Source organism: Lactobacillus amylovorus DSM 20531 (assembly GCF_002706375.1).
Classification (GTDB): Bacteria; Bacillota; Bacilli; order Lactobacillales; family Lactobacillaceae; genus Lactobacillus; species Lactobacillus amylovorus.
The window spans coordinates 1,450,978-1,466,320 of sequence record NZ_CP017706.1 but is presented as its reverse complement, the minus strand read 5'-3'; the positions used below and the strand labels follow the sequence as shown (position 1 = coordinate 1,466,320).

The following is a 15,343-nucleotide window of genomic DNA, read 5'->3' as shown; positions in this document are numbered from 1 at the left end:
TCTTTATGCCAATTGCATTTTATCAACTTCGATGTCGCCGCGACCAACTTGGATGGCTCTTCTTGCGACATCATCTAAATTAGCGCTAATTAAATTGTGGCCTAATTCCAAAACCATTGGCAAGTTAGCACCACTAACCACTCTTACGCTGTCTGGGTGAGCTTCTTCATATTCCTTAGCTACCAAGTGTGGCGTACCATTTCTTAAATCAGTCAAAATCAAAACTTGACCTGATTGATGTCTGTCCATCAATTCAGCAAAACGTCTGCGGAAGTCTCTGATGCCGCTGTCGTTAAGTTCAATTGTCATAATTTGGTCGTTTTTGCCTACCAGCATGTCATGTGCAGAAACAAGGCCTGAAGCAAGGCCCTCATGAGTTGCAATTAAAAGTTCCATAATTTTTACCTCTTTTTTGTATTAAATGTAAGCGATTTCTATACTTACATTTTAACACAGAAGCTCACGCAGTACCTGTTTCAGGCCGTTTTATAATTTTTTTCCAATTAAACTCTTAGTCAAGCTTTTCGATGTCTTCAAGCAAAGATTCTTGTTCTGGAGTCAAACGATTTTCCTTCTTGCGCAATTCCAAAACCTTGTGGCAAGTGTGCAAAATTGGCTTAGCCTTTTCTACAACATCTTTGCCGTTCATGTCTGGGGTTACATTGCTGAGCAAATCGTCCATATCCTTAGCAGTCACTGCAAAAACATCATTCTCACCACCGTGTTCAAGTGGCATGCGGTTAAGCATTTCTTCAATCATTTGCAAATTGTTTCTAACTTCTTCAAAATTATCCAATTCATTCACGTCCATTTCATGTTTTTCTTTATTATATAAAAAAACAGCCACTTGCGTGACTGAATTAATTTACTTTTTACTAATTATTGCGTTGGAAAAGTGTGATGTATTAGACTCGATTAGCTTGTTGGAATTATTGACAAAAAGGGAAGCGCCAATACCTAATGCTGCCAGAATAATCCATATTTTTTCTAAAACTTTACTCTTCATCCGGGAAACGCTCCTTCTGCCTCTATATTATACACGGAGCTTGCCATCGCGGGAATGAGTACGCTTACATTTAACCAAATTGTAACAATTTTTAAACTTACTTAAGAGTTACTTCGCCAGCGACATTAGTATTGAAAAAATCATCGATTTCGTGGACATCCATGCCTTGGCCTAAAGCCCACATCAACTTAGTGATCGCACTCTCAGACGTCATATCGCAGGCGCTGATCGCACCTTCAAGCAAGGCTTCACGTCCTACTTCGTACTTGGTTAAATCGCTACGTTCATATAAACATTGGCTGCTGGCGATGACGGGGATGCCGCGACGGATTAACTTACCGATTGCGGCTACCATATTGCGGCGAATAAAGTTCATCCCGCCCAAACCATAGGCCTCAATAACGATCCCGCGACAGCCGCTATCTACCATCGCAAACAGTAAATTCGGATCAAAACCAGGGAACAATTTGACCAAAGAAACGTGTGAATTGATCTTGGTATTCAAAACCGGCTCGCCATCGTGCTTCTTTTGAAAATGGTCGTCAGTATTGAAGACCAAACCATCAGAAGAAACAGTGGCTACAGGTGGCACATTCACACTTTCGAAGGCATCGAAGTTGGTTGTCCGCACCTTCACTGAGCGACAACCCAACATTACCTTGTTGTGGAAGGCCAAATAAATATCAGGCGGACAAGTAGCGGCAGCCGCAAAGGCCAAACGCAAATTGTCGTGGGCGTCACTTAAGACGATGTTAATTGGCACCTGACTCCCCGTTAAAACGACCGGGATATTAATATTCTTCAACATAAAAGACAGCATTGAAGCGGTATATGCCATCGTATCCGTACCGTGTGAAACGACGATGCCATCATAATCATTGCGGTATTTATAGATATTTTGTGCGATAAACTTCCATTCTTCCGGCTGAATGTTGGATGAATCCAGCTGCAAGATATCCTCGACGTGAATGTCATAAGGCAATTTACCCAGCATCTTGATTAACTCTTCGCCAGTTTCCTTAGGTACCAAACCAGCGTTAGATGCTACAGAAGCAATCGTGCCCCCTGTTGATAGCAATAATAATTTCTTCATAATCTATATCCTCTATTTTTTACAAACCGCAATGCTTGCCGTACTCATTCATCAACAAATCGATCAAAACATAGGCTGAGCTGAACGTGACCGCATTCTGATTGCTAAACTGAAATGGCGTCGTTTTAAAGAAAAAGCTGTAATTACTCAGTGAGGCAATCTTTCCTGGCTGCCAACTAGTCAAAGAAACCAGCTTCAATTGGTTATTGACCGCATCGATTTTCTTTAGCTCTTCCAGAATCGTCTTGTTAAAGCCGCCAAACGAAATCACAAACAGCATGTCGTTGGTTTTCACCGACCGCCCTAGCATCGAAACTTCGTCGCGCGCACTCGGCAGAATAATCGCTTTTTTACCAATCAAGAAAAAGGAATGGGCCAAATATTCCGCAATGATTTGCTGCTGCCAACCGGTTGAATAAATATAAATTGTTTCAGCGCGATCCAAATCATTGAACAAATCAGTCAGATTCAAACCCTTAAAATACTTAACGGTCTCTTCCAGAATCTTTTGCAAATTAGCGTCAAAATTCAAACCTTGCGCATACTTTTCGCGCTGCGCCTTTTTAGCCGTTAATTCAGACAATTCAAACTTCAACTCGCTAAAACCACTCAACCCCAGCTTTTTACTTAAACGAAAAATAGCGGACTTAGAAACATACAGCTTCTGTGCAAGTTCCATCAGACTCAACTTGCTGGCAGCTTCAGGATACTGCAACAAGTAGCTCACAATCGCCTTATCAGTCTCGTTAAAAGCTTCTTTGTTCTTCATGACTGCTGCTTCTAAATCCATCTTTTTTTCCTTTCTTTCCTATATTTTGTCTTTACCAAAAGAATATCATGTTAGACGCAAAAAGGATAGCCGCCACATAGACGGTTATCCTTTCATTTTTTGTTTTAAAGGTGTGCAGTTTAACTGGATTATTTCAATTCTGGCCAGTATGGAGCGTTAACTGGAATCATGTCATCTAAAATCTTCTTAGCAACTGAAGCGTCTGGTACAGTTTTGTTCAAAGCGAAGGCTTGAAGCATCTTTTGGTAAGAATGTTCAACGTAGGCATCAACAACCAACTTTTCACAAGTTTGTTGTTCCATCATCAAACCTCTTTGGAAGCGGCCGGCCTTACCAGTTGCCATAGGTTGAATACCATCAGCACCGAATAATGCAGGAACTTCAACGATTGAATCTGGATCCATGTTAGAAATGGCACCATTATTAGGGCAGTTAGCCAAGAACTTTTCGTGAGTGTTAAAAGCAATAGCGTGAATAATATCAACTATATATTCTGAGTGCAAACCTGAGATGTCCCAAATGTTGTCCTTAGCGGTACCAGCCTTAACGATACGTTCACATTCACCGAAGACAATCTTTTGACGGTGTTCACGAATTTCATCGGTACGAGTGTGCTTTGGATCAGCGTTTGCTACTTCATATTGTGGGAAGTAGTAGTATTGCATGTAATTGTTTGGCAAGGTTTCTGGATCCATCTTGTAGTCGTCGGCGACCTTCTTGAATGTTGCTTCCCATGAAGCTTCAGTATTCTTGTCGTATTCACCGCCTACCCAATAGCCATGGTCCTTAACGTATTCCTTAAGTTTAGGCATCAAGTCTTCGCCGGTCTTCTTGTTTCTAACTTCTTTCCACCAGCCGAAGTGGTTCAAGCCGTAGTAGTTGAAGTCAATGTCATGCCAGCTGTTAAGACCGCAGATAGCTGCCATTCTGTCCATGTCATCAATAGGCATGTCACAGATGTTGATAACTTTTGCGTTTGGACGAAGACGACGGCAAGCTTCAGCAACGATCGCAATGGTGTTGGAGTAGTTGATCATCCAAGCATTTGGTGAGTATTCTTGCATCCAGTCAATGATTTGAATGATGGCAGGAATTGAACGAAGACCGTAAGCCATTCCTCCGGGTCCGGTAGTTTCTTGACCATTTACGCCGTATTTCAATGGGATCTTTTCATCCAAGCTTCTCATGTGGTATTTACCAACACGAATTGAACCCATTACGAAGTCAACGTCGGTGAAAGCTTCCTTTGGATCAGTGGTGTATGAGAACTTAATTTGTGGAGCTCTTTCCTTCATGATGATCTTAACAGCTTCACCAATCTTCTTTTGACGTTCTGCATCGTTATCGTAGAACTTCAATTGTCTCATTGGGAACTTGTCTTGGCTCTTGATTAAGTCGAGGACAAATCCTGGTGTAAAAGTACTACCACCACCGGCAATAACTACTGAATATTTCTTACCGTTCATCTTATTTCTCTCCTTTGAATAAGTTTTTATCTCTTCTTTTGTTCCGTTTCATTTACCTTACGGTTATATTTATATCATCATTTTTTGAAAATGTATTCGTTTTCATTGCCTTCAGACTTTGTTTCGCGGCTTGGAACTCGTTTCGACCCATGAAATATTTTTTATACCATATACGGAATAGCTATCCTGTTACTTTAACCGAGAGAAATTATTAAAGAAGAGAAAAAACTTAGCCAATCTGTTATTTCAAATAGAGCCTATATTGTATAACGTATAGGATTAATTTGACGTATTGGATATTTTGTTAGTTATACATAGCTTTAATTGCTAGATTTAGCCTGAGATGCCCTTTTTAGCCATATATTGTGTTTTTTATGAGCACGCAATTATTGCTATTTTTTATTTATGTATTCATATAGTTAATATGGATTAGGTGCTAAAAATCGCCGATATAACGGTATTTCTTAGCTTTTTGATTTTACTTATTTCAAATAATTTGTGTTATATCTATTAACTATTTAAATATTCTGATTTTCGATAAAAAAACATAAAATCATTTATTAGCCGTATAGAATTGCTTTTTTTAGCGCTTAAATCTTAAAATAACAGCATTTTTGACGCAAAACTATATGTTTTGTTATCTCAAAAGGCGTTATTAAATGGAACCAAACTGGTAAGGCAAGCAATCTTGGACTTACAAGACTGGTGCTTTACACTTTGCTGATCGTGTAGCTGACCAATACTACAATCACGACAAATCTTGCTGGGATGCTGATCACTATGTTCCAGGTATCGACAAAGCTAACATGCGTACCATGTCAGCTTTGAAGAACCAAATTTACTTTAACGTTAAGCAAATGCTTTTCGGTGGCTTCTCTGGTTCAGACAGCCAAATGAATGATTCTTCAAGATACACTGAATGGGAACACGCAGGCGACTTGCTTGGTTGCCGTACCAAGAACTACGATACTAAGACTAAGTACTTTGGTGTTAGCTTCAGTGGTTTGAAGGATGACCCAAGCAAGATCAGTGTTCACATGATGGGCGTTGCAAAACGTTACATCCAAAACTACAAGAAGTTTAACCACTAATTTGACGTTATAGTTTTAATTTGCCCCACGATTTTCATACAGCCTGCTCCTTTTTGTATCTTCCATTAGATAAGATTAATGATTAACTATATAGCTACAAATCCCGGTACTAAAGCATTCTTGAGTAAGAATGTTGTTAAATCAACGTTTTCAGCGATTACGCATGATTATTGTTCATTTACAGTAGTTATGTTTTTTTATTCTACAAAAAATTTTTTGCATTACCTGTAAGCACATTAAGCGCGTGGATTATGCTTACATCAAGCTATAAACAAATTATTATAAAAAAAGACTATTGCTATATTATTCCACTCCTGATATATTTTATAACCATGAAGTGAGTGAGAAAGTTAGAGATAGGTGTAATTTAATTAAGTATTATATAAAGGGGAATTATGTATGAATAGAAATATAGCAATTAGAATTTTAAAAGAGGAATTAGCTACTACATTATTAAAGACATATTCTGTAACGCAATTTTGTGATGCACTCGGTATCACGCGTAGCGTTTTCTACAGTAGATACTCAAGCATGCCGGACTTGTTTTCTGATGCGATTCAACATGAGATTCATCAGCACTTTTTAGATTACCGCGACTACGACACCGAACAGATTATTTATGCTTATCTCAAACAAATCGATCGCACTCGCCTGTTCTACATTAATGTTTATCATTTGGCATCAAAAAATGCATCCCGTCACATCTGCCAAGACATCAGCAACGCCTTTTTCAAAGAAATGCAAACACACTTGTTTAACAGCGATTATTCAAATAACCACATCAAAGGCTTCACTTCTGTGCTGTTCTCGCACGTTACTGATTGGCTGGCTCATGGACATAAGAAGAATGCATTGGATATCTACAATGAAGTAAGATTTATGTTGCCATCAAATGCGTAAAAAAAGGGATGCCTCTCGCATCCCTTTTGCCGTTAAATATGTTTGATCATGTGGTCGTAAGTACGATCGCCAATGGTCATTGACTTCTCTACTTCGTAACCTTTATGAACATAGAGCTTTTGTGCACGTGGATTTTCTTTATCCACATTTAAACTGATGATGTTATAGCCATGATCCTTGGCAATCTTTTCAGCTTCATCCATCAAGCTGCTGGCGATTCCTTCACCCCAGTGGTCGGGATGAACAGCTAAGGAATCGATATACCACTCATGTGGCCAAGCTTCTTGATCATCAAAAATCACAGTTGAAATTGGCAAGCCAGTTTTAGCATAATTGTGACGCAAAACAACATCAATGATCTTTTGGTCCTTGTATGGATACATGTCGAGAATACCAACGACTCTGCCCTCTCTTTCGTCTACCCAAACACGGCGGTAAGAATAACGATAGTCTTCAGAAATAAAGCCGAGCTTCATCAAACTATAGAATTGGTCTTCTGGCAATGATTCGATCGACTTCATCTGCATTTCGTCAAAAATCTGCTTAAGAATAGGATATACAAATGGAAAATCTGTTTTTCTTGCTTGTCTAATCATTTCTACCTCTAAAAATAATAATTACTATATTGTCTATATCTAATGTAACATGTTTTAACTCTTTTTGCCCTTTCTAGAATTAAAATGCTACAAAATTCGGCGATTTTATGATATATTAAGGGTAAATAAGGTAAGCGCTTACTTTATGATAAAAATTCATAACCCAGATTTGTAGAAATGAGGTGCTGTTGTGATATTGAATTTTGAAGAAGGCCATTATTCTTTCAATCGAAATATAAAAAATACCACATATCAAGACACCCATCAGGCCTGGAGCCTCTAGCATAGACAGGCGCTTGATCTGTGTTCTGGATATTAAAGGCGAGGATTGCAATGTTTGCAGTCCTCGCTTTTTTATTGCAAAAAAAAGAGCCGGAATTGATCCGACTCTGCCAACAATGCGGCTACAACAACGCTACTTCTACATTCAAGAATTTTAATGCTTTCTTTAAGCACAAAATTAAATTATTTAAATCTTGTTCACTTAACTTAAAGTTACCGTTATCTTTTAAAAGTGGTACAGCAACGTGAGTACCATATTTAGGAAAGTCAGCTCTATGCAAATGCGGACATTTTACCACCTGATTTGCCCACTTAAAATCACCATCTGGGTTTTGATGTGGTCTACCAATAATATCAATCCTAACCAAAGGCAATTCTTTATTTCTCTTTTCTCTCAGTTAAAAAGTACATTTTGGTCTTTTATGTCCTTTTCTATTAAGATCTAAGAAAAAAGCATAATTATTACTCTTCAGATTCAATTGCTTTGATTGTCCAAATGGAGGAATATGAATATACTGATTTTGCTCTATTATTCGCTTAATAGATTTAATCATTTTACTGATTTCTTCTAATTGTTCTTTTTCCTGCATCCTGTTCATCCATCTAATTTAGGGATGCATTTTTTGTATTATTCCCAATATGGCGGATGCTGTAAGCCTTCATTTAATTCTTCTTTATCAAATTTATCAAGATCTATCTTCTCTCCACCTATCCAATCAAGTAACTCTGGATCCATCTCGTCTTCCGGGGTATTGTAATAATCTTCCAAACTCCAAACACCGCCAATATCATCAATGATTCCTAAGCCCTTACCTGAAATAATATATGGATATTTAGGTGGTTCCTTAGTGTCATCAATTTTCTTGATATTAACTTCAAACTCCCAGCCATCTCCATAATCATATGATAGCAACAGCTTTTCACCCTCATTAAAAGCAGAAACCTTTACTTTCTCAGAATTAATAGAGTCACGCGGTCCCCATTCACTCATTGCGTCAATATTCCGTTGATTTTCATACCGGACGCCTGTTTCAGGATTGTAAAGATCATACATGTGACCCCAATCCACATTAAACATATAGATCTTTTCGGCATCATATCAACCAAATCTAACATGTCGGTAATAATTTTCACAACTTCAGGTGGAGTTTCTTTAGCCTGAGCTATTTTACGAAACTTATCAGGATTATCCATAATATCATGAGCAAATTCTTCAAAGCCAATATCATCGCCAAAATATTCGTCATTTTCTAGCTCAGAATAAAAATACCACTCATGCTGTTCCTCACAAAATTGCTTAATTTTTTTGGCATCTGCCTGTCTGATTAGGCCTACTCTACTCAAAAACAAATAGAAATCACTAAACATGTCAAGTAGCTGGTCGACCATCAAGTCTTTTTTCTTCTTAGGAATTTTATCATCTACTTGATATACACGGTTAACTCCCCACCAGATATAATAAGCGACATCCCCTAAATTACTGTTCACAAACCGAAGTTCATTATTAAGCAAATAGCTATTGACGAAATCCAGCAATTGTCTCTTATGATCAATCAAATATCTACGATAGTCTACCTGCGCATATTTAAAATACTGATCAACTAGCTTTTCATTATTTTGCTTAATTTCATTACTTATTTTTGCGTTGTCAGATATATCCTGGTATTCATATTGTTTCCAGTGGTCGGGATCTTCAAACTGCATTCTTAAATCCCAATACTTGGTATTGCTTTTCGGACGTTGAGTTTTAACTGGGAAAACTTCATTAGCCTTTTCAGCAATTTTCTCAACAACATCATTTGAAGGATCAGAAAAAGTCATCAAAATTAATGACATCACAGTTAATTTTTCTGCATAGTTTAATTCATCATCATGATAAAGAGTCAATTTTTGCTTTAACTGTGAGCCCTCTTCAATGTAATTTTGTATCTTGGCCGTCACTTCACTATTAACCAAGTCATTATGGGCAAAAGTAAATTCAGTCTCAAGATTAGCATTTGCAATATCTATTCTTTGATTTTGAACAATGTAATCCCAGGCATGACTTAGCCCAATTAACACATCATCAAATTCGCTTTTATCGATCTTTTGTGTAACAACAACCAAACCGGTATCGATTTCTACAAACAAATAATACTTTTTACTATTAAAAGTAAACTTCGTCAACTGCCAATTACTAAAAGGCGTAGCTTGGGCAGTAGAAGTATTGTCGCCAAGTTCTTCATAAAGATCTTGACCGTATTGAATTAATGGCATAATCTAGCCTCCTTTTTAACGTTTTCATTTCCTTTATCATATCAGATACCGTGAATAATATGTGTTTAACACATAAAAATAGGCATCCCTGTTTTAGAGATGCCTTTTTCTACTTTATTAAAATAAAAAGCTGTAGTGATTAACTACAACTTGGTTCATGCCTATTGTAAAACTTCTAAATGATGAAATTTTACAATATCAGCATTCGAGATAGAACTATTCTTTCCTTTAGCTCAAGCAATCGAAGAATATATCAAATACTATAACGAAGAAAGGATAAAGAGCGGATTAAAAAGCTTAACTCTGAAAGAATATCGGAATCAAGCCGCTATTAATCCTGTATTTTAAACTGTCTAATTTTTAGGTCTCAGTTCAGTTTAAAATCATGTGTCCTTTTATTTTGATAAACACTTCTTAGGGGAAAGAAGTATTTTGTTATTTGGTCAGATAACTGACTGGAATTTCATCTTTAAACGAAAGCAATTTCTGATACCAATAGTAGGAATCTTTTAAATATCGTTTATAAGTACCATTGCCTTCATCATCTAAATCAACATAGATCAAGCCATATCTCTTAGACATTTGGGTAGTTGATGCAGATACCATATCAGTTGCGCCCCAAATCATATAGCCCATTAATTCAATACCATCTTCAGATAGAGATTTTAGTACTTCATTAATGTGAGCACGTAGATAATCTATTCGATATTGATCATGAATTCTAAAATCGGGAGTTAATTTATCTTTAGCGCCAAGGCCATTTTCAACAATAAAAACAGGTTTTTGATAGCGATCATACAAATTAATCAAAGTAATGCGTAATCCAATCGGATCAATTTGCCAACCCCATTCACTTGTTGGAAGATACTTATTATAAACACCAGTAGTTCTATTGGCTTTGGTAATTTTTAACCCTTCAGTATCATATGCTGTACATACTGAGGAATAATAAGAAAAAGCAACAAAATCAGCGGTATTATCTTTAATTAGTTGTAAGTCCTCATTACTCATTTTTACATGGATTCCCATATCCTTCATTTGCTTTAAAAGCACTTGAGGATATTTTCCACGTAATTGTACATCACTAAAATTATAGCTTTGTCTCATAACCTGGGTTGCTTTAAGCATATTACGAGGGTCACTATTATATGGGTATACCATAGTACTTGTGATCATGCTTCCAACTTTAAGATCAGGATAATTTTCATGAATATATTTCGTTACTTTTGCAGCAGCAACAAATTGATGATGCATTGACTGGTATATAACTTCCTTAAAATCTTTATTTGGAAAACGATCTTTTATCAATCCGGCTGAAGAATAAGGATGCCTAATGATACTATCAATTTCATTAATTGGAATCCAATATTTCACTTTATCATGGTAGCGTTCTATTACCACTTTTGAAAATCGATCAAAATAATCAATTATCTTAGGATCATACCATGAATTATAATTAAGGACTAAATTTAAAGGCATTTCATAATGTGAAAGGGTTACAACCGGTTGAATACCTAGCTCGTTCATCTTATTAAAAAGATGATCATAAAATTCTAAGCCTTTTGGATTAGGCTTTATGTCATCTCCATTTGGAAAAATTCGACTCCAAGCAATTGATATTCTCATAGAATTAATTCCTGTTTTTGCCAATAATTTCAGATCAGATTGATAATAATGATAAAAATCTACACCGTGGCGTTTACCCCATGATTTACTGCTTTTATCCTGTATTGCACTTTCTATCTCAGCAGTTGTCATGTCATTCACTTTTTGATAATCGTTTAGATCTTGATAAGGATTAAAGCGCTCACAATCAGCGATTGACATTCCTTTGCCATCTTTATTCCATGCTCCTTCTACCTGATTAGCTGAAGTAGCAACTCCCCATAAAAAATCATGTGGAACATTATATACAGTCATATTAAGCAACCTCTAAGCTAAAATTATTACATTATCTTGATTAGTAACTTTTTTAGTATCATCTTTATCTTTTAATACAGTAAGTACTTCCAAGAAATCTTTAGGGTTAGTTACGATCATAATAACTGTTGGATCATAACCTGCCTTCTTAATTTCATCAATATTAAAGTCAAGTAACTCTTGACCAGCTTTAACCTTATCGCCTTTTTTAACTAATTGGTTAAAACCCTTACCCTTCATTTCAACTGTATCAATACCAACGTGGATCAAAACATCAGCATCATTATTTAGATGCAAACCAATAGCGTGATGAGTATCAAACGTTGCTGTAACAACTCCGTCATCTGGTGCAAAAATTTTACCTTCACTTGGAATTACTGCAATGCCTTTACCCATGACACCACTAGCAAAAGTTGGATCATCAACCTTAGAAACATCTTCTAAATCACCTTTAGCAGGTGCATGTAACTCATGTTTTTCATGATCTTTATCAAATTTCTTCTTTTCTTCCTTTTTGGCTTCTTTAATTTGACTTTTATCTACAGGATCATCAAATCCAATCATCCAAGTTGCAATAAAAGTAGCTATACTTGCGACAATAATAACTATAATAGCTTGAACAACAAAGTTTTCACTCTTAGATACCCACATTGGCAAACTTAAGAAAGCGGGTGTTACATAAATGAATGCCTTTAATTTCATAAAACTAGCAACAACACCAGCAATTGCACCACCGATCATTGCACCATACATAGGTTTCTTTAATCTCAAGTTAACACCAAATAAGGCTGGTTCAGTAATACCACCAAGATATGCAGTTGCACTTGATGAAAGAGCCAAGGATTTTAGTTTTTTATTCTTAGTTTTCAAACCAACTGCAAGTGAAGCAGCTGCTTGAGACATGTTTGAACATAAAGCAACAACACGAATAATTGGATCAAAACCTTGAGTAGCGACTAATTGAATACTGATTGGTGACAAAGCTTTGTGAATACCAATAGAAACAAGCCAAGGATACAAAGCTGCCAAGAGTGGAATAGCAATAACTCCTGCATTGTGATAAAGCCACATAGCAATAAAACCAATACCTTGCGAAATCCAATTTGAAATAGGCCCGATGACCAAGAATACTAATGGACCCGTGATCAACATAGTAAGCATCGGTTCCATAAAGACTTTAACCATTCCAGGTGTGATTTTTCTAACGAATCTGTAAATATAAGACATAATCCATACAGAAAGAATCGCGGTGATTAAAGTAGATGAATATTGAACTAAAGGAACTGGCAATCCTAAAAAATGGAAGGGCTTATTGGCAGTTACAATTTGTACCCAACTTGGATGTACCGTCATTAAACCAATAAAAGCACCTAGCATTCTATCAGTATTGAAAATCTTAGCAGCTGAAAAGCCAACATAAGCTGGCATGAAGTAATATCCAGTATCAAAGATTAAATTCAGTAATTGGTATGTTTGACTCTTATCTGATAAAACATGACAAATAGTTAAGATTAGGAGCAAAACTTTGCCCATACCGGCACCGGCAAGCAAAGGAATTGCAGGTGCAATAGAACCAGTAATAGCTCCAATGATAGTGTCAAATAAGTTTTGCTTCTTTTTTGGCTTATTATCACTATCGTTATTATTGATATGAATCATCTTGATCAAATCATCATATACATCTTCAACAGTATTACCAATAACTAATTGATATTGCCCACCTTTCTTAACAACTTGTAAAACTCCATCAATTGCTTCAGCCTTTTTATCATCTGCTTTACTTTCATCCTTTAAGACAAACCTTAATCTAGTTGAACAGTGAACAACCGATTGGATGTTTTCTTCTCCACCTATTGCTTCCAGAATTTCCTGGTTCATTTTTTCATATTTCATTATTTTCTCCTCAAATCAGAAGTGATCTTATTAATATGGATCGCTAAATACATTATTTCTTCATTAGTCAAGTCGTAATTATATTTCTCAGCAATAAACTGTTTTATCTTTAATGAACATTTATATGCATCAATATCACTAGATTTTATTACTTTTAAAATTTCATCGCTTAAATCACCTAAGCCTCGTTCTCCTTTCTTGTACATCATGTACTTCCAGAAGAATTTTAGATGCAGCGCAAAACGGTTATAAGCAGCTGATTGATAATCTATGTCTATCTTGAAATAATACCGAACTATTTTAGTAATCTCTTTGATAAAATCTATTGATTTCTTAAAATCATCAATATCATTTCCTAATTCACCACTAATAATATGAATCGCAATAAAACCAGCTTCATCTTCAGGAAACTGCAATTTGAATTGATTATTTAACAGTTGAAGTGCCCATAAACCATATTGATATTCTTTAGGATAGTAATTTTGTATTTCCCAGAGAAAGCTATTACTGAGATACAATCCCTTCTTTCCACGTTCTACACTTGTTGCCAAGTGATCAGTTAATGTAATATACACACTATCTGCCAGATCAATATTTTCCTCTTTCTTTAATCGATCAACGATTTTCTCCGAAATCTGAAAGAATATTGGATCTGTTTCATGAATTGTTTTTAACAAGTTGTTACGCTGATTATCATCAAAAGGGGTGAATATCTTATAGATCTTCGTTTTATCAACTTCGTCACCAACTTTTTTGGCAAAAGCTATTCCTTTTCCAAGAACTACAACTTCTTCGCCATCCTTTTTAGTAGTGACTATTGCACCATTGTTAAGAATCTGTTTAATACGCACAATATTCATACCTCCCTTTTTCATACAAAAAGGCTCACTCATCCCTTTAAAGGGATAAGTGAGCCTGCACCAATTATTGGCTAACAATTTCACTCATTTTCACTTGTTACAGTTATGATACCGCTTTCTAATTAGAAAAGCAATCATTATTTTTTATTAATATCCAACAACGTTTTACCTTATATAAACTATTAAAGTAATTCTACTAACTTAACAATAAATTCACTATAGTTTTTACACTTAATTAATTCTGTAACATTATTTATATCAGTTACAACATCTGATAACTCATCAAACACTTCCCTAAATAGTTGCTTATTATTTGGATCAATTGCTAAGCAATTACTAGATACACTTCATTATTATCACTCCACTTAATTCCATGTGAATTAATAATGATAAAACCCTTGCTTTTTTGAGCAGACATATCCAATGAATGCGGAATTGCAATTCTACCAAAGGCAGTACTCGACATTTTCTCACGTTGATACAAACGTTTCTTAAAATCAGATTGTACTACACCTTGCCTTTCAAAATTATATGAAACAGTGTCAAATATTTGATTAATATCATTTAAATTAGTACTTCTGACGAAATTATCACTATCAAAAAAAGTTAATAAGCGTTCTTGAAATTTATCCTTTTTTACTTGATGCTGTTTAGTAGTTATGGCAACATGTAATTTCTGAACATCATCAGGTAAAAGAAATTGAGAAATACTAACTGCACCTATACTATGATCTATATAATTGGAATTCACAGCAACAATAATATCAATTTTTGATCTAAAAGTTTTAATTTGACTTGGGTCAGTAACTATACCCTTAATACTAATATAATTTGAGAATTGGTGTTCCAATCTATTTGAAAGAACAGCTACATTATCATATATCAAAATATATTACGCTGAACCTACAGAAAAAATATCATTCCATTCAGATTTAGCTAATTTATTATTTACTTTTTCTGGCTTTTCACCATTTATACTACAATTTTCTAAATAGTCATCTATTCCATTTTTAAAGTCAGCTTTTAATTTCTCAATATTATTTCCTTCATAAGAAATAATTGTATTTTTCAAACCTAAAACATGACCAAATAAAATATCGTCTTCTGTTTCAATTGTCCCTCTATATCCTTTGTATTCGAGTAAACTCATAATCTGATCTCTGCTTTCTTTAGCCCCTCTTTCAAGTCTC

General features: G+C 35.6%; 16 protein-coding genes and 2 pseudogenes. 3 read left to right on the top strand and 15 right to left on the bottom strand.

All coding sequences use genetic code 11. From position 1 onward, the window contains the following. Positions 1-3: 3 nt before the first annotated feature. From LA20531_RS07615 to LA20531_RS07590, 5 genes are all read right to left on the bottom strand, one after another. On the bottom strand, positions 4-396 hold the full coding sequence (locus LA20531_RS07615; RefSeq protein WP_013438568.1) for a PTS sugar transporter subunit IIA: 393 nt from the start codon (positions 394-396) through the stop codon (positions 4-6). Positions 397-511: 115 nt separating this feature from the next. After that, a complete protein-coding gene (locus LA20531_RS07610; RefSeq protein WP_013438569.1) occupies positions 512-811 on the bottom strand; it encodes a hypothetical protein in 300 nt (99 codons plus the stop codon). 292 nt (positions 812-1,103) lie between these two features. Continuing rightward, on the bottom strand, positions 1,104-2,099 hold the full coding sequence (locus tag LA20531_RS07600) for an asparaginase (protein WP_046433853.1): 996 nt from the start codon (positions 2,097-2,099) through the stop codon (positions 1,104-1,106). Positions 2,100-2,118: 19 nt separating this feature from the next. Next, positions 2,119-2,889, bottom strand: coding sequence for a MurR/RpiR family transcriptional regulator (locus tag LA20531_RS07595; protein ID WP_013438572.1), 771 nt, complete (start codon positions 2,887-2,889; stop codon positions 2,119-2,121). A 128-nt stretch (positions 2,890-3,017) separates the two neighbouring features. Next, positions 3,018-4,355 carry a family 4 glycosyl hydrolase gene (locus tag LA20531_RS07590; protein WP_013438573.1) on the bottom strand — a complete coding sequence of 446 codons (1,338 nt, stop codon included), beginning with the start codon at positions 4,353-4,355 and terminating at the stop codon, positions 3,018-3,020. Between the two features lie 677 nt (positions 4,356-5,032). Here LA20531_RS07590 and LA20531_RS07585 point away from each other — a divergent pair. Beyond that, positions 5,033-5,446 (top strand): annotated as a pseudogene (locus LA20531_RS07585) (SEC10/PgrA surface exclusion domain-containing protein); the annotation flags it as partial. Between the two features lie 399 nt (positions 5,447-5,845). Next, positions 5,846-6,346: a hypothetical protein gene (locus LA20531_RS07580; RefSeq protein ID WP_046433849.1), complete on the top strand. Its 501-nt coding sequence runs from the start codon at positions 5,846-5,848 to the stop codon at positions 6,344-6,346. A gap of 32 nt (positions 6,347-6,378) precedes the next feature. On the opposite strand, the gene LA20531_RS07575 is transcribed toward LA20531_RS07580, so the two are convergent. The 5 genes from LA20531_RS07575 to LA20531_RS07560 form a co-directional block, all read right to left on the bottom strand. Next, on the bottom strand, positions 6,379-6,942 hold the full coding sequence (locus LA20531_RS07575; RefSeq protein ID WP_013438575.1) for a GNAT family N-acetyltransferase: 564 nt from the start codon (positions 6,940-6,942) through the stop codon (positions 6,379-6,381). Between the two features lie 404 nt (positions 6,943-7,346). Then, the gene (locus LA20531_RS11640; RefSeq protein ID WP_375711701.1) at positions 7,347-7,622 is read right to left on the bottom strand and encodes a DUF6978 family protein; all 276 of its coding nucleotides are present in this window, start codon (positions 7,620-7,622) and stop codon (positions 7,347-7,349) included. Beyond that, the gene (locus LA20531_RS11635) at positions 7,623-7,814 is read right to left on the bottom strand and encodes a DUF6978 family protein (protein WP_236704145.1); all 192 of its coding nucleotides are present in this window, start codon (positions 7,812-7,814) and stop codon (positions 7,623-7,625) included. Positions 7,815-7,852: 38 nt separating this feature from the next. Further along, the gene (locus tag LA20531_RS07565) at positions 7,853-8,278 is read right to left on the bottom strand and encodes an IS1096 element passenger TnpR family protein (RefSeq protein WP_157771645.1); all 426 of its coding nucleotides are present in this window, start codon (positions 8,276-8,278) and stop codon (positions 7,853-7,855) included. Then, a complete protein-coding gene (locus LA20531_RS07560; protein ID WP_056939853.1) occupies positions 8,212-9,480 on the bottom strand; it encodes a hypothetical protein in 1,269 nt (422 codons plus the stop codon). Before LA20531_RS07560 ends, LA20531_RS07565 begins: the two co-directional genes overlap by 67 nt. Positions 9,481-9,708: 228 nt before the next feature. Here LA20531_RS07560 and LA20531_RS12015 point away from each other — a divergent pair. After that, positions 9,709-9,828, top strand: a pseudogene (locus tag LA20531_RS12015) (IS3 family transposase); the annotation flags it as partial. An 87-nt stretch (positions 9,829-9,915) separates the two neighbouring features. On the opposite strand, the gene LA20531_RS07550 reads toward LA20531_RS12015, so the two are convergent. The 5 genes from LA20531_RS07550 to LA20531_RS07530 form a co-directional block, all read right to left on the bottom strand. Next, positions 9,916-11,400 carry a glycoside hydrolase family 1 protein gene (locus tag LA20531_RS07550; protein WP_056939854.1) on the bottom strand — a complete coding sequence of 495 codons (1,485 nt, stop codon included), beginning with the start codon at positions 11,398-11,400 and terminating at the stop codon, positions 9,916-9,918. Positions 11,401-11,412: 12 nt separating this feature from the next. After that, positions 11,413-13,293, bottom strand: coding sequence for a PTS beta-glucoside transporter subunit IIBCA (locus LA20531_RS07545; protein ID WP_056939855.1), 1,881 nt, complete (start codon positions 13,291-13,293; stop codon positions 11,413-11,415). Continuing rightward, positions 13,293-14,168 (bottom strand): PRD domain-containing protein, encoded by an 876-nt coding sequence (locus tag LA20531_RS07540; protein ID WP_418287802.1) that lies wholly within the window; start codon positions 14,166-14,168, stop codon positions 13,293-13,295. Before LA20531_RS07540 ends, LA20531_RS07545 begins: the two co-directional genes overlap by 1 nt. Before the next feature lie 310 nt (positions 14,169-14,478). Then, on the bottom strand, positions 14,479-15,003 hold the full coding sequence (locus LA20531_RS07535; RefSeq protein ID WP_162252724.1) for a PTS sugar transporter subunit IIA: 525 nt from the start codon (positions 15,001-15,003) through the stop codon (positions 14,479-14,481). A gap of 42 nt (positions 15,004-15,045) precedes the next feature. After that, entirely contained in the window at positions 15,046-15,303 is a 258-nt protein-coding gene (locus tag LA20531_RS07530) for a hypothetical protein (protein ID WP_056939857.1), read from the bottom strand. Between the last annotated feature and the right edge of the window lie 40 nt (positions 15,304-15,343).

What these genes read in the sequence shown, in the direction of transcription:
- LA20531_RS07615 (WP_013438568.1), bottom strand. Translation starts at nt 396, where the DNA reads ATGGAACTTTTAATTGCAACTCATGAGGGCCTTGCTTCAGGCCTTGTT.
- LA20531_RS07610 (WP_013438569.1), bottom strand. Translation starts at nt 811, where the DNA reads ATGGACGTGAATGAATTGGATAATTTTGAAGAAGTTAGAAACAATTTG.
- LA20531_RS07600 (WP_046433853.1), bottom strand. Translation starts at nt 2,099, where the DNA reads ATGAAGAAATTATTATTGCTATCAACAGGGGGCACGATTGCTTCTGTA.
- LA20531_RS07595 (WP_013438572.1), bottom strand. Translation starts at nt 2,889, where the DNA reads ATGGATTTAGAAGCAGCAGTCATGAAGAACAAAGAAGCTTTTAACGAG.
- LA20531_RS07590 (WP_013438573.1), bottom strand. Translation starts at nt 4,355, where the DNA reads ATGAACGGTAAGAAATATTCAGTAGTTATTGCCGGTGGTGGTAGTACT.
- LA20531_RS07580 (WP_046433849.1), top strand. Translation starts at nt 5,846, where the DNA reads ATGAATAGAAATATAGCAATTAGAATTTTAAAAGAGGAATTAGCTACT.
- LA20531_RS07575 (WP_013438575.1), bottom strand. Translation starts at nt 6,942, where the DNA reads ATGATTAGACAAGCAAGAAAAACAGATTTTCCATTTGTATATCCTATT.
- LA20531_RS11635 (WP_236704145.1), bottom strand. Translation starts at nt 7,814, where the DNA reads ATGCAGGAAAAAGAACAATTAGAAGAAATCAGTAAAATGATTAAATCT.
- LA20531_RS07565 (WP_157771645.1), bottom strand. Translation starts at nt 8,278, where the DNA reads ATGTATGATCTTTACAATCCTGAAACAGGCGTCCGGTATGAAAATCAA.
- LA20531_RS07560 (WP_056939853.1), bottom strand. Translation starts at nt 9,480, where the DNA reads ATGCCATTAATTCAATACGGTCAAGATCTTTATGAAGAACTTGGCGAC.
- LA20531_RS07550 (WP_056939854.1), bottom strand. Translation starts at nt 11,400, where the DNA reads ATGACTGTATATAATGTTCCACATGATTTTTTATGGGGAGTTGCTACT.
- LA20531_RS07545 (WP_056939855.1), bottom strand. Translation starts at nt 13,293, where the DNA reads ATGAAATATGAAAAAATGAACCAGGAAATTCTGGAAGCAATAGGTGGA.
- LA20531_RS07540 (WP_418287802.1), bottom strand. Translation starts at nt 14,168, where the DNA reads ATGAAAAAGGGAGGTATGAATATTGTGCGTATTAAACAGATTCTTAAC.
- LA20531_RS07530 (WP_056939857.1), bottom strand. Translation starts at nt 15,303, where the DNA reads ATGAGTTTACTCGAATACAAAGGATATAGAGGGACAATTGAAACAGAA.